Genomic DNA, 13,188 nt, shown 5'->3' on the forward strand with positions numbered 1-13,188 from the left:
CCGTTTTTTAAAGGTTTCATACAAACACCTGTTGAAAACGGCGGACGCGGGCACGTTGCGGTCGCAATTCTTCCGCTGAAACCCATCTTGAATGGCTGCGACCGCTGCTTTATCGACCATGGTCAAACAGCAACGATGCGAGTCCCACATGCAGACATCCTCTTTCCCCGACCGTGAAACTGTTGCTTCGAAACTGACCTCGCTTGCGAGTGAGGATAAGGCCTGGGTGTCGTTGCTGATGGAGAACGCGCTGCAGGACGAGAACCTGCTGGCAGGCCTTAACCTTTATCTCGACCAGCAGGCCGGCGCCCGTTTTCTTAATAGCCTGAAGCTTGAAGCCACCGGTGAATGGCTGGGTGGCCACGCCCCTGCCCGCCTGCAAATCCGCCTCGCGGAAATTGCGAAGGCAAGCCAGCATCCTGCTTATCTCGCCTTCCGCAAGGGGCTGACGGCTTCCGCCGGCCTTGAAAAAGCCTATCCCAAGGCGCCGATCTGATCGGCTCGACTAATCCGGCACCCTGTCGACCACGGCGATGATCGGCCCCATGGGGAACAGTGAATCTCGCCTCTTCATCGCGGGAATATCGACGCTGGAAATGGTGCCGTCGAGATAGAGCGCATTCGGTGAATCCAGCACATCCCTGAACAGCGTGGCGAAATCGTAAAAGCGCACGGTATTGTCCGAAATGGCAAAATGTACCATGCCATCGCGAGAGACTCCGACGCCGTTGCGGCGCTTCAAGCTGTCGCTGTCGGGCAGAAAACGCGGATGCAGTCCGCCGTCGATAACAAGCATCGGCCCGGACTGGGTGGCAAAATCGGGCTTCGGGTCGGCCGTCAGATAGGCTTCGGTCGCCAGCACGCCCGCCTTGTGATCCTTCAGGTAAAACACGCCATTCGGAAGAAGATGGAAATTGCCCCAGCCACCGCGGGTGCTGAGTGGCGAACGTTCCACGCCGTTTTCGATAAACAGCCCGACCGGGGAATAATCGGAATGATACATGCCGCCATTCATGGCGAAGACACTGAACATGTGCTGACGCCAGAGCGCGGAGGATAGATCGGCGAAAGATCGATATCCCTGTCCTGAGACATGGTCGCGGTCGTAAATCCGGATGGTGCTTTTCGCCGGATCGAAACTGCAGACGGTATAGCGGCCGCCCGCATGATCCACGATTCTGCAGAAATCCACCTGCCCGTCCGCTTCGGCCGCAAATGGCAGCAGCAACGGCAACAGCAGCTTCGCCAGTCTTTTCATCGATCTGTTCATGCCCACCCCGTGATTCTCTTCAGGGGAACATTCGCAGGGAAATTCGGTCAAAGAAAAGGCGTCACCCTGGCTTCAGGGAGACGCCGGACTTTCAGAAGGGGAGATGTCGTCAGCGACGGGCGGCGCGGTCGACGCTGCGGCCGGCATCCTGGGTCGCATCCACGGCGTTCGCCGTATCCCGGCCCATGCCGCGAATGGTGTTGCCGCAAGAGCTGAGCGTCACGACGGTCAGCAGAGCCACGAAAACGGTCGAAAGAATGCGTGTGATCATTTGAAACTACTCCCCTATGACTTGCCGTCCGAGGCAAGCGCCGATGTGATATGCGTCACAATAACGTGAGTTCCAAAATTCGGTTCCAGCGGCGTTTCAAAAAATCCTGTCGATGAAAATTAACATGGTTTTGAGCTTCGCGAGGGAAACTGCGCGTGGATCGTGGCTTGAGAAATCCAGTGGGTGATATGACTGACATCAATAATCGGCTTCTGGTGATGACGGCGGGCGGCGTGAACCCTAACGTCATGATCAATGCGCTGGCAGCGCGATTTCCCGACATCCATGTGTTCATGGAACAGCCCGAAAGCAAATCGGCCATCCTCAAGCGCCGGGCAAGACGCCTCGGCTGGATTGTCGCAGTGGGCCAGCTGGCGACGATGGTCGCATCGCGGCTCGGCAAACGCTTCACGGTACGAAGAAGCAAAGAGATCATTGCGGAGCATGGTCTCCTGCCTGATCTGGGCGGCACCATTCCAGTCACGCATTTCGCCTCGCTGAACGATGAAGAATGTCGCAAGGCCGCCAATCTCCTGAAACCGGCTGTCATCTTCACCATTTCCTGCCGTCTGCTGACGCCGGCGACGCTCAGGGACCTGCACTGCCCCATCATCAATTTTCACGCCGGCATCAACCCGGCCTATCGCGGCCAGATGGGTGGATACTGGGCGCTGGTGGAAAAGGACCGGGGCAATTTCGGCGCAACCGTGCATCTCGTTGACAAGGGTGTGGATACCGGCGCCACACTTTACGAAAAACGGCTGAAACCCTCACCGTCCGACACCATCGCCACCTATCCCCTTCTCTTGACAGCAGCCTCGGTCGATATCGCCATCAATGCCATCGAAGACGCCTTGTCCGGCAGCCTTGCGCCGCAGCCGCCCTCGCCCGGAAAGTCGGTGCTCCGCTTTCCACCAACAATCTGGACATGGCTCTGGAACGGTCTGACGAAACGGGTCTGGTAGCGCCGCCGGCACCGCGCTCGGCTCAAGCTTCGTCGCAGATGCAGGGCTGTCTTGCCGCAACAGGCACAGACTTGGCCTCAAAAACGGTGCATGATAATCAAAAGGATCATGCACACATTGCCCGATATCTCCGCCACTTCCGTCATCCCCGCCTCCATCGAGGCCTCACCCGCGCAGGTGCTTGGCCCGGCAAGTCTTGCCGGTCTTTTTCCGCAGGGCGTGCGCGTTTATCTGACAGATACCGGAGCCGCCTCGCAGGTGAAGCTGGTCGATGCCGCAAAGCATCTGCGTGATCTCGGTTATGAGCCCGTTCCGCACCTTGCGGCGCGCCGTATCGCCTCTCGCATCGATTTCGAGGAACAGGTGAAGCGGCTTGCCGGCGACGCCGGCGTGACCGACGTGCTGGCGGTCGGCGGTGGCGTCGAGAAGCCAGAGGGCCCGTTCACGTCTACCATCGACATGCTTTCCACGGGCATTTTCGACCGTTGCGGCATCAGGCATATCGCAATTGCCGGTCATCCGGAAGGCAGCCCCGATTTCAACGACGAAACGGCGACGGCCGCGTTGCGGCTGAAACGCGATTTTGGCGAAAGAACCGACGCCGCCATGCGCATCGTCACCCAGTTCGGTTTTGATTCCGCCCGCTTCATCGCCTGGGCAGAGGGGCTTGCCGCATCCGGTATCGATCTGCCGGTGCATATCGGCGTTTCCGGCCCGGCCAAGATCACCACGCTCCTGAAATACGCCGCGCTCTGCGGTGTCGGCAATTCCATTGCCTATCTCAAGAAAAACGCGCTTTCCCTGACCACGCTTGCCAGGGGCCATTCACCGGAAAGCATCGTCGGGCCGATCGAACGGCACTGGCGGGACAATCCGCAAGGACCGATCCGGCAGATCCATGTCTTTCCCTTCGGCGGGCTGCAGGCGTCGTCAGACTGGCTGGTCAGTCGTGGCAGCTGGCGGACCGAAAACGCGGATCACGCCGCAGCCACGGGTTCGGTGGCGATCTAAGCGGCGCGTCGACGGCGCATGATGGCCGTGACGCGTTCCTTCGCCTCATGCCGCCTTCGCGACCTCGACGAATGCATTGCGAATGCTTTCCGCCACTGCGAGCACCGGCCGCGACGCCTTGTCGCCCATAATCAGCCGGATATCGAAATAGCCGAGTTCCGGCAGGCCTTCCTTCTCGCCCAGAATGACCATGTCGTTCAGCACATAGGATCGTGGCAGCGGCGCGATGGCGAGATCTGCGGCAATCGCCGCACGCTGTGCCATCGTGTGGCCGCTGAGATAGGCCACGCGGAAATTGCGCCCACGTTTTTCCAGCGAATGAATCGCCTCCGAACGCCAGATGCAGCCCTCTTCCCATATCGAGATCGGCAACGGATCGCGCAGATAGGCCGTGCCGCATTTCGCACCCGCCCAGACGAGCCGTTCGCGCATCAGCACCTCGCCGGTATCCCTCAGCGGATGTGAAGCACAGTTGACGAGGGCGAGATCAAGACGCTGCTCGTCCATCCGCTTATAGAGATTGGAGCTGGCATCGATTGTGACGTCGATCATGATGCCGGGGAAAGCCTCGGCGAAACGCTTGAGAATGCCCGGCAGCAGCCCGCGCTCGCCAATATCCTCCGGTGCGCCGAGACGCACCACACCGGACAATTCGGGCATGACGAAACGCGACACGGCCTCGTTGGACAAGGCAATCATGCGGCGCGCATAAGTCAGAAGCGTCTCCCCATGCGCCGTCAATGTCACCGAACGCGCATCGCGCAGGAACAGCGTCGTTTTCAGCTGCTCTTCTAGCTTCTTGATCTGCATCGAAACGGCCGATGGTGTTCTGAACACGACTTCGGCGGCGGTCGAGAAGTTTCCCGTTTCCGCAATGGCGACGAAGGTCCTCAATATGTCGTTATCCAGCAACGGCAGCGGTTGGCGGAAAGTCACGGTCATGGCACGCACCTTCAAATATTTTGATTTATAGATGGATATCATTTCGTTTGATTGAATGTCAACAACGGCGCACCATCCTCACATCAATCGTGGTTCAGGAAAGGATGAAGACATGACCATGATACACTACCTGCCCGCGGCGAACCGCTCCCCGCATCGCCCGTCATCCGCCGGTTGGCTGCAGCGCCTGTCAGGCAATATCGCCTCCCATTATGCGTCATGGCGCCGTGCGAGGATGCTCCGCGCGCTGGAAGCGCTCCCGCCTGAAACATTGAAGGATATCGGATGGCCCACAACCGACAACTACGGCAGAAGCGTCATTCGCAAATGACCGCCGGCCGATGGCTCGCAGCCTTTCTTACGCCCGCGAGCCATCGCCCTCTGCGGGTAAATGGCGGCCCCCGGGCGTAAATTGGCCTGCCTGTTTTACATGCGACGCGACGCCCTTTAAAAAGGCTTGTCGCAAAATTTGCATATTTCAAAAGCTATTTTTTGACAGCCCCGATTCCACGGCGTATTTTTCGTTAAAGATGTCGCATACAGGACATCCAGAAGACCAATTCCAAGGGAGGAATTGCGTATTCGCAACGGAGCACGGGCAAATGAGCAGAAACTCCCAGAAGAAGCGCTCAATCGTCTTTTTTCTCATTCCGCAATTTACCATGCTGCCCTTCGCCGCAGCGGTTGAAACGCTTCGCATCGCCAACCGAATGTTGGGCTACCAGGCCTATGAATGGCGCATCGCCTCGCTCGATGGCCAGAAGGTCATGTCATCGAGCGGCATCTGTCTTGAGGCCGATACCTGTCTTGCAGATGAGCGGCGTTATGTCAGCGGCGAAAACCGCCCGGAAATGGCAATCATCTGTTCGGGCATCGATGTGGATCAACACATCAACAAATCGGTCAACGCCTGGCTGCGCGAAGCCTATAATCGCGGTATCGCCATCGGCAGCCTCTGTACCGCCGCCCATATCCTTGCGCAGGCTGGCCTCCTCAACGGCAAACGTTGCGCGATCCACTGGGAAAACCTGCCCGGCTTTTCCGAAGCCTTCCCGCAGGTGGAAGTCTACGCAGATCTCTTCGAAGTCGACAGCAACATCTATACCTGCGCCGGCGGCACGGCCTCGCTTGACATGATGCTGAGCCTGATCGGCCAGGATTTCGGCGAGAACCTCGTCAACCGCGTCTGCGAACAGCAATTGACCGACCGCGTGCGCAGCCCCAACGACCGTCAGCGCCTGCCGCTGCGCGCCCGCCTTGGCGTGCAGAACAGCAAGGTTCTGTCGATCATCGAATTGATGGAAGGCAATCTTGCCGAGCCGCTGTCGCTGCTCGATATCGCCGACGCCGCCGATCTGTCGCGCCGGCAGGTGGAACGCCTCTTCCGCCAGGAAATGGGCCGCTCGCCCGCCCGCTATTACCTTGAAATCCGCCTTGACCGCGCCCGTCACCTGCTGGTGCAATCGGCCATGCCGGTGGTGGAAGTCGCCGTCGCCTGCGGGTTCGTGTCAGCGTCGCATTTCTCGAAGTGTTATCGCGAAATCTACAATCGCACCCCGCAGCAGGAGCGCGCCGAGCGCAAGCTGCTGATCAGTGCTTCGCGCATGGCAATGGCGAGCCAGGCAGGCAAGGCCGCCCATTGAAGGCGGAGTTGAAGGTCCCGAGCGCGACAGGACTTGTCTCAGAGCAAAAACCTGTCCTCCGTCATGCCGGACTAATGTAACCCGCAACACCAGATGGCAGGAGGAGGCTTTAACCGGGAATATCTGGGAAAATCCGGGACCCTGCGGTTAGAGGCCTTATTTTCTCGGGACATACGACACCATAGAGAACGTCTTAAAGGGCCTTCTAAGAAAATTCGCCCGCAAGAACAAATGGCAGGCAACGCGGCCGGAACGGAATCAGCACGCCCGGCCGCTGGCTCTCACAGTGACCGGCTATACCACATCACCCGACCGGCGATAGACAGCCCCGGCACCTCGGCGGAGGTGACCTCCTCTGGCGGATACACCGCATTGTCGCTGATCAACTGCAGGGAGCCGTTCATTCTCGGATGAACGCGCTTAACCAGCAGCATATTCCCGTAAACCACACAATAGATGCCGTTATCGCGCACTTCGGTCACGGACGTGTCTATCAAAAGAACATCGCCGTCGCGGATCGTCGGCTCCATGCTATCGCCTCGCGCTGTGATGATGCGGGCAAATGACGGCGCAACGCCGATCGACCTAAGCCACTCAGACTGAAACGCTATTATTTCAACAGCTTGCTCTTGAAATGCGACCAAGCCAAGCCCGGCAGATGCGCGAACGTCAAGGCGCGGAACCAGTGTTATATCGTGCTGTCTTCCGTCAACTGAGATGATGTTCGGCTCTCCTGCGACGATCAACGTTCCAGCAACGTTGTCGTTGTCTGGCCGCATACGCCCGCGCCCCGTCGCCAGCCAATCCAACGATACATTCCCAGCCTCGCAAATCGAGATGAGCTTTTCCAGCCCGGGCATGGTGCCAGCCAAATATTGGCGAAAGGTAGAATCAGGGATTTTCGCCCTTTTTGAAAAAGCGTGAATTGATTCGCCGTCCAGCACGATTTCAAGGCGTTGCGAGAACGTTTCTCCCGTCATAACGCAAACCGTGACCAAGCGACACGGTTGGAAAACCGCGCATTTCCCCGAAATTTCCCAAACATTTTCAATGCCTTCCATGGGATTTTCGGAATTACGTGAATTTCAAAACTGTGACCCGCGCAATAGCGAGAGTTTGATTGACATTTTCACGTAATTACGCGAATATCCCGTTGCAACAAAGTTTGAACGCCAACCCCCAACCAAACCAACCTTTTGCCGAAGGTCAGAAAAACAGGGAGCAATCATGACGCCCACAAAAACGTGGACTCGCACGACCATCAAAGAGGAACTGTTACGTCAGAATAAAACCCTGACCGGAATCGCTCTCGATGCTGGCCTTTATGCGAGCGCTTGCCGTGCAGGTTTGATCGGGGCCAGCCGTCCCGGTGCCGAGGCTCTTGCCAACGCACTGGGCGTGCCTTTCCGCGAGATGTTTCCCGACAGCTACACGCTTGGTCGTCACGACCGCGATGACAGTAGCAGCAAGAAGAGCGGCAACACCAGAGCAAAAAAGTCGTCGAAGCCTGACGGCGCGCAGAGCGCCGCCTGATGTTTTCGTCAGGCCGCGCAACCTTTCCTGACAATCCAGAGTGCCACATGCAGATTGAACTTCTGTCTCCCAAACTCATCGACGTCCCCTCCGACGCGAAAAGAGTCTCCCCTGACGCCATTCAGGCGTTGGCCGAAAGCTTCCAACAGATCGGGCAGCGCGTTCCGGTCGAAGTTATCGCCGGTACCGAGGGGCGATATCGCCTCGTCTTCGGTGCCAAGCGCCTTGCCGCAGCCACATCGCTCGGTATCGAAATATCCGCCATCGTTCGCCAATCAGACGAATTCGCGAACGACGCTCAAATCCGCCTGACCGAGATTTCCGAAACCCTCTATCGCCACGAACTGACGGCGCTGGAGCATAGTGTCGACGTTGCCGACTGGTGTGCAATCTGGCGGGCTGCAAACCCGGTCCGGCGCGGCCCGAAGCCAAAGCAGGAATTAAGTGCAAACTCTGCACTAAACTCCGATGACGAGACAATCGAGACCGCCGCCGCGTTCTCCGGCACCTTCAGCGAGGCAGCACAGCGCTTCCTCAAGATCAGCCGCCGCAATGTTTTCAACGCTCTCAAGATTGCCAGTATCCCGGCTGAACTGCGGGACCGTATCGCGCTTGATGAGGGCTTGGCAGACAACCAACAGACCCTTCTGGATATCGCTGGCCAGCCTTACGAGCGCGCCGCTCGTATCGTGGAGCTGCTCATTTCCGGCGAGGCGACGAACTACGCCGACGCCATTGCCATCATTGACCAAGTTCCCCGCGCCAATCCGCTGGCCGCGTGGGAAAAGCTCAACGACCGCTTCACACGGCTAAAGCCCAATGAACAGGACGCGTTCTTCGCCCTGAACGAAGCTTCCGTCATGCGTTGGCTTGCCGAGCGGAAGGCTGCTCGCCGATGAGCAAACGCCGCGACCCTCTCACGAAAGACCTCTTCGAGTGGACGCCGCCGCAGGTGGCGATCCGCTACGAGGAAGGCGTGACCGGTCGCGGCCCACTCGATAACCGCATTTCCCGCCTCATCGCTCGCGCCCTGCGCGATGCCCGCGATGACGGGTTTCAGCGGTCAGAGATCGCCAGCGCAATGAGCAAGTACCTCGGCCGCACGATCTCAAGCGCGATGCTCGACAAGTGGGCGTCGGAAGGAAGTGGCGAACACCGCATTCCGCTCGATGCCTTCATCGCGCTTGTCCACGCCACCAAAGCCAAGGAGCTGCTCGGTTTCGTGCCGGGCGAGTTCGGCCTGACCGTCATCGAGGACGAATACGCCGAGATGATCGAGGACCAGCTTCTTGAGGATCACATCAAGGAAATGGAGGCGCTGAGAGCAGCTCGCGCCGTAAGGAAGAGAGCACGCCGATGAATATAGCCAGCAGCATCGCGCCATTCCTGCAGCTCGTCTGCCGTGTCGCGAAAAGCCAGATCGTAAAAGACGTTTCCGCCCTGTGGGCCATCCTCTGTTTCATCCTCGGAATGATCTATTTCTCGCAGGTCGCCACGACGCTCGTCCTTATCGTGAGGGCAATGCGTTGAACACTATCCCTTTTGCCTCCGAAAAGCGCCACCTGAAGGAATGGCTAACCGCGCGTGAGATCGCGGAGGAAGCCTTGCCCGGCCTGCCCACCACAAAGAGCGCCGTAATCCGTTTCGCGAAACGCGAGGGTTGGAACGACGTTCCCTCATTGACGCGCAACCATGCTGGCTATGGCGGCGGTCTGGAGTATCACTATCGGTTATTCCCGACGCTCGCCCAGGTCACCTATGTGCAGCGCTACATGGTTGTCGGCAGCGAGCCGGTGGACCAACGACCCGAGCCAGAACCCGCTGCCTCGGCATCGTTGACCGATCGCGCCCGGCGCGAACGCGATGCCCGCTTGGCTGTTGTCGCCGCCTTTGAGACCTTCTCAAAGGGCCTTTCAATCTCAGTTCAGGCCTCCATGTTCATCTTCTGCGACCGGTGGAACATGAACATGATCCAAGCGGATGCTTGGGTGAAGGACATCCTTCCGCAGATTTCGCAGCGTTCGGTTTTCCGGTGGCGCTCGGCCAAACAGGCCGGTGCAAAAGACAAGCTTGCGGTGGATCGCTCCGAGGCGCGCAAGGGCAAGGGCTTGCTCGACACCGCGAACGCCGGTGAGGTCCGCGCCTTTGTGCTGGCATGGATCGCCAAAAACCCGGCGCTGTCGGCCGATGTAATCCGAGGCTATTGCAAGGATCATTTTGGCGCGGAGCTGATCGACCGCAACGGCGAACTGAAGCCATTGCCGCCGGAGCGTACCTTCCAGCATTTCATCGCGCAGCTGAAGTCTTCGGAAAAGGTAGTCCTGACCAAGATCACCGACCCGGACAAGTTCCGGTCGCACATGAAGATTTCCGGTACCGGCACCTTCCGCCACATTACCGACCCGAACGCGCTCTGGATGATCGACGCCTCTCCGGTCGATGCGCTCTGCATCGACGGCCGCCATTCCTTGTATGCCTGCATCGACATCGCCACGCGCAGGCTGGTCATCACTCTTTCCAAAACGCCGCGTGCTTCTGCCGTTGGCCTGATGATGCGCAAAGCCATTCTCAAATGGGGTGTGGCCAAGGTCATCAAGACCGACAACGGAAGCGATTTCGTTGCAGTTTCGATCAAGCGTCTCTTCGCCGATCTCGGTATCGAGCCGGATGTTTCCGACGCCTATTCGCCCGAGCAGAAAGGCCATGTCGAGCGCGTCATCAAGACGTTCCAGCATGAGGTATGCCCGCAGTTGCCCGGTTACATCGGCCATTCCGTCGCCGATCGGAAAGCGATTGAGGGTCGCAAGTCTTTCGCAGAACGCCTTGGTGCAGACGAAAAAGACCTGTTCGAAGTCGCTCTGACCGCCGAGCAGCTCCAGCGCCATATCGATGACTGGCTGGAATATGTCTATCACGAGCGTGAACACGGCGGCCTGAAAGACCGTACACCCAACGAGGTCGCAGCCGCTTCTCTGGCGAAGATCAACCGCGTTGATGAGCGCGCACTGGATGCCCTGTTGATGCCTGTCGCTGGCAAGAATGGCCACCGTGTCATGCAGAAGCGCGGCATTCAGAACGATGGCTTCTTCTATCTCGCCGGTTCCATCATGGTCGGAACGGATGTGTTTTGCCGCCTCGATCCGCTCGACATGGGCAAGATGTACGTCTTTGACGGCGAAACCGGCCGGTATCTCGATGTCGCCATCTGCCCGGAACTCTCTGAGGTCAATCCACAGGCTTACGTCAAGGCGCAAAAACAGATTGCCGCCGAACTGATCCGCGAAAAGGAACGCGAGATCAAGGCCGATATCCGCGAACTGAAGAAGGGACCGTCCGGTATCGAGCGCACCATCCGCCTTGCCAAAAAAGAAAAGGCAGAGCGCGAAGCCGGTACCGCCAACGTCATCCAGTTGCCCAAGCGCGAACAGCAGCACAGCACGCCCGCCATTGCCGCCGCACTGGAGGCCATGACCGCGCCGAAGGTGCCGCAGCCTGCCACGCTCAATGAGAAGGCGGCGGAAATCCACGCTGCCATCGTCCGCGAGGCCGAGCTGAAGGGCAATTCCACCGTCATTCATCTGGACCCGGACGCGGCACTTTCCGACAGCGCCCGCATGTTCAAGTGGGCGCAGGCCGTAGAGGCGCAGATCGCCTCCGGTGTCGTCATCGATGACGCCACGGCGGGCAAGCTCGCCCGCTACAAGGCCAGCGCCGATTACCAGACGCGCCGGGACATTTTCGAGGATTTCGGGATCGACGCCGCACTACGCGGCTAGGTCAAGAAAAAGGGGCCGACTGCCATCGCCCCCTCTGCATTGCAATAATTACGAGGATCAAAATGACGACACAACCGATGAAAGTCAATGGCGACACGGCACCGATCAAGAACGTCACTACGGCGCTCACTCTTGTCCGGTCGCTGCAGAACCGTCATCCCCTGCAACCAAACCTCGGCGTTCTCGCCGGTTATTCCGGTTATGGCAAAAGCGTAGCGGCGCTCTATTGCCAGAACAAGACCGGCGCAGCCTATGTCGAAGTGCGCGACACATGGACCCGCGCCAAGCTGCTGCGCTCGATCCTCTCCGAACTCGGCGTCTACCAGCCACGCGGCACGCTGTCCGACATGGAAGACGAGGTCATCGGCCTTCTTTGCCGCGATCCGCGCCGCCCGCTCATCATTGATGAAGGCGATCTGCTCATCAAAAAGAACCTGATCGAGCTGGTGCGCGGCATTGCCAAGGCCAGCGGCGTGCCGGTGATGCTGATCGGCGAGGAGCTGTTCCCGAAGAAACTGGAACATGTCGGCGACCGCTTCCGCGATCTCGTCCTCGATACGAAATATGCCCATCCCTGCGACATGGAAGATGCCCGCACGTTGGCGCGGACATTCTATCCGAAGCTGTCGATTGCGGATGACCTGCTCGAAAAGGCCAGAACCGAGGGCGAAGGCCGTGTCCGTCGCGTCGGCAACTCTCTGCATAACATTGCCGAGGCGGCCGCGAGGATGGGCCTTAGCTCCATCGACCTCGCAGCTTACGAGGGCGGTAACGGCCTGTTCTCGCGCTCGCGCCTGCCTTCCAGAAAGGAGGCAGCATAATGCGGGTTACTCCGATCGCACTCAAGATTTCCGTCGCCAAGGGCCAGCGCGTGCTGACCGGTCAGGATCATTACTGGAAGCTGATGATGGACGCCGACATGCGCAACCAGCCCTTCAGCGTGGACGATATCTTCGACCTGTCCAACAATCGCGGCCGGGAGCAAATTTCGACCTTCCTCGCCATGTGCGAAAAGGCCGAACTCATCACCCGCACCGGTGACCAGAACCCGCGTGGCATGGCCTTGTTCCGCATCGTAGCTCGACAGTCGGCCACGCCCGTGTTCAAGCGAGACGGTACATTGATCGCCGATCCGATGACGGCTCGGCAGGCGCTCTGGAACGCCATGCGCTCGCCGTTCTTCAGGAATGGCTTCAAGCTCATCGACATTTCGGTGCATGCCTCGACGGATTCGCTGACGGTCGCACAGCGTTCGGCCCGGCTTTACATTTCCTGCCTGCTCCGGGCCGGGTACCTGACCGTTCTGCAGAAGGGAACCCGACTGGAGCCAACGATCTGGCGGCTTGTTCGCAACACCGGCCCGATCGCGCCGAAGCTCCTCAAAACCGAGTGCATCTATGACCCAAACGCCGAGAAGATTTTCGGCGAGCCGGAGACTGTCGAGGTCCAGCCATGACCCCGACAAAGCCCAAACCCGACAATCTGGAAAAGGCCCGCGCCGCATGGGGCGAGCAGCCTCCGGAATGGATTATCGCTCTGGCAGAGGCCTGCAACGCCGAAAACCAGACGCTGGTCGGAAAACGCATCGGCTATGCCGGTTCGACCGTCAGCCAGCTCCTTTCGAACAGCTATCCCGGCGATGTCGGCCGGATCGAGCAGCTCGTTCGCGGCGCGCTCATGTCCGAGACCGTGCGCTGCCCGGTCCTGCAGGAGATCGGCCGGGATGTCTGCCTCGGTTGGCAGCGCCGCCCCTTCAGCACCGCCAGCGCCAACGCGG

17 protein-coding genes are annotated in these 13,188 nt (G+C 59.1%); 13 read left to right on the top strand and 4 right to left on the bottom strand.

What is annotated here, in order from left to right:
• The first annotated feature begins 148 nt into the window (after nt 1-148).
• Nucleotides 149-496 carry a hypothetical protein gene (locus AGR2A_RS10620; protein WP_004442278.1) on the top strand — a complete coding sequence of 116 codons (348 nt, stop codon included), beginning with the start codon at nt 149-151 and terminating at the stop codon, nt 494-496.
• A 9-nt stretch (nt 497-505) separates the two neighbouring features.
• Here the strand turns inward: AGR2A_RS10620 and AGR2A_RS10625 are convergent, their stop codons facing one another.
• Nucleotides 506-1,270, bottom strand: coding sequence for a phosphodiester glycosidase family protein (locus tag AGR2A_RS10625; protein ID WP_072494456.1), 765 nt, complete (start codon nt 1,268-1,270; stop codon nt 506-508).
• A gap of 109 nt (nt 1,271-1,379) precedes the next feature.
• Nucleotides 1,380-1,541, bottom strand: coding sequence for an entericidin A/B family lipoprotein (locus tag AGR2A_RS10630; protein ID WP_004442283.1), 162 nt, complete (start codon nt 1,539-1,541; stop codon nt 1,380-1,382).
• 188 nt (nt 1,542-1,729) lie between these two features.
• On the opposite strand from AGR2A_RS10630, the gene AGR2A_RS10635 reads away from it, so the two are divergent.
• Nucleotides 1,730-2,506, top strand: a complete 777-nt coding sequence (locus AGR2A_RS10635; RefSeq protein WP_034498985.1) for a formyl transferase — start codon at nt 1,730-1,732, stop codon at nt 2,504-2,506.
• 90 nt (nt 2,507-2,596) lie between these two features.
• Nucleotides 2,597-3,517, top strand: a complete 921-nt coding sequence (locus AGR2A_RS10640) for a methylenetetrahydrofolate reductase (RefSeq protein WP_034498988.1) — start codon at nt 2,597-2,599, stop codon at nt 3,515-3,517.
• Nucleotides 3,518-3,562: 45 nt separating this feature from the next.
• On the opposite strand, the gene AGR2A_RS10645 is transcribed toward AGR2A_RS10640, so the two are convergent.
• Nucleotides 3,563-4,501: a LysR family transcriptional regulator gene (locus AGR2A_RS10645; RefSeq protein ID WP_169692031.1), complete on the bottom strand. Its 939-nt coding sequence runs from the start codon at nt 4,499-4,501 to the stop codon at nt 3,563-3,565.
• 70 nt (nt 4,502-4,571) lie between these two features.
• On the opposite strand from AGR2A_RS10645, the gene AGR2A_RS10650 reads away from it, so the two are divergent.
• Together AGR2A_RS10650 and AGR2A_RS10655 are read left to right on the top strand one after the other, a co-directional pair.
• Nucleotides 4,572-4,790: a DUF1127 domain-containing protein gene (locus AGR2A_RS10650; RefSeq protein ID WP_004442294.1), complete on the top strand. Its 219-nt coding sequence runs from the start codon at nt 4,572-4,574 to the stop codon at nt 4,788-4,790.
• Nucleotides 4,791-5,061: 271 nt separating this feature from the next.
• Entirely contained in the window at nt 5,062-6,102 is a 1,041-nt protein-coding gene (locus tag AGR2A_RS10655) for a GlxA family transcriptional regulator (RefSeq protein WP_004442297.1), read from the top strand.
• Between the two features lie 281 nt (nt 6,103-6,383).
• Here the strand turns inward: AGR2A_RS10655 and AGR2A_RS30060 are convergent, their stop codons facing one another.
• Complete coding sequence (locus AGR2A_RS30060; RefSeq protein ID WP_286079584.1) at nt 6,384-7,163, bottom strand: LexA family transcriptional regulator; 780 nt, start codon at nt 7,161-7,163, stop codon at nt 6,384-6,386.
• Nucleotides 7,164-7,329: 166 nt separating this feature from the next.
• Here AGR2A_RS30060 and AGR2A_RS10665 point away from each other — a divergent pair, with 166 nt between their 5' ends.
• From AGR2A_RS10665 to AGR2A_RS10695, 8 genes are all read left to right on the top strand, one after another.
• On the top strand, nt 7,330-7,635 hold the full coding sequence (locus tag AGR2A_RS10665) for a helix-turn-helix domain-containing protein (RefSeq protein ID WP_080822817.1): 306 nt from the start codon (nt 7,330-7,332) through the stop codon (nt 7,633-7,635).
• Nucleotides 7,636-7,682: 47 nt separating this feature from the next.
• Nucleotides 7,683-8,534, top strand: coding sequence for a ParB/RepB/Spo0J family partition protein (locus tag AGR2A_RS10670; protein WP_167378189.1), 852 nt, complete (start codon nt 7,683-7,685; stop codon nt 8,532-8,534).
• Nucleotides 8,531-8,995 (top strand): hypothetical protein, encoded by a 465-nt coding sequence (locus tag AGR2A_RS10675; RefSeq protein WP_202036622.1) that lies wholly within the window; start codon nt 8,531-8,533, stop codon nt 8,993-8,995. The genes AGR2A_RS10670 and AGR2A_RS10675 overlap by 4 nt, the downstream gene beginning before the upstream one ends.
• Nucleotides 8,992-9,165, top strand: coding sequence for a hypothetical protein (locus AGR2A_RS29550; protein WP_167378190.1), 174 nt, complete (start codon nt 8,992-8,994; stop codon nt 9,163-9,165). Before AGR2A_RS10675 ends, AGR2A_RS29550 begins: the two co-directional genes overlap by 4 nt.
• The gene (locus tag AGR2A_RS10680) at nt 9,162-11,411 is read left to right on the top strand and encodes a DDE-type integrase/transposase/recombinase (protein ID WP_286079585.1); all 2,250 of its coding nucleotides are present in this window, start codon (nt 9,162-9,164) and stop codon (nt 11,409-11,411) included. The genes AGR2A_RS29550 and AGR2A_RS10680 overlap by 4 nt, the downstream gene beginning before the upstream one ends.
• Before the next feature lie 62 nt (nt 11,412-11,473).
• Nucleotides 11,474-12,232, top strand: a complete 759-nt coding sequence (locus AGR2A_RS10685; RefSeq protein WP_072493261.1) for an AAA family ATPase — start codon at nt 11,474-11,476, stop codon at nt 12,230-12,232.
• Nucleotides 12,232-12,867, top strand: a complete 636-nt coding sequence (locus AGR2A_RS10690) for a hypothetical protein (RefSeq protein WP_080822820.1) — start codon at nt 12,232-12,234, stop codon at nt 12,865-12,867. Before AGR2A_RS10685 ends, AGR2A_RS10690 begins: the two co-directional genes overlap by 1 nt.
• On the top strand, nt 12,864-13,188 hold a 325-nt coding region (locus tag AGR2A_RS10695; protein WP_080822822.1), incomplete at its 3' end, for a transcriptional regulator. The genes AGR2A_RS10690 and AGR2A_RS10695, both read left to right, overlap by 4 nt.

Source organism: Agrobacterium genomosp. 2 str. CFBP 5494 (assembly GCF_900013495.1).
Classification (GTDB): Bacteria; Pseudomonadota; Alphaproteobacteria; order Rhizobiales; family Rhizobiaceae; genus Agrobacterium; species Agrobacterium pusense.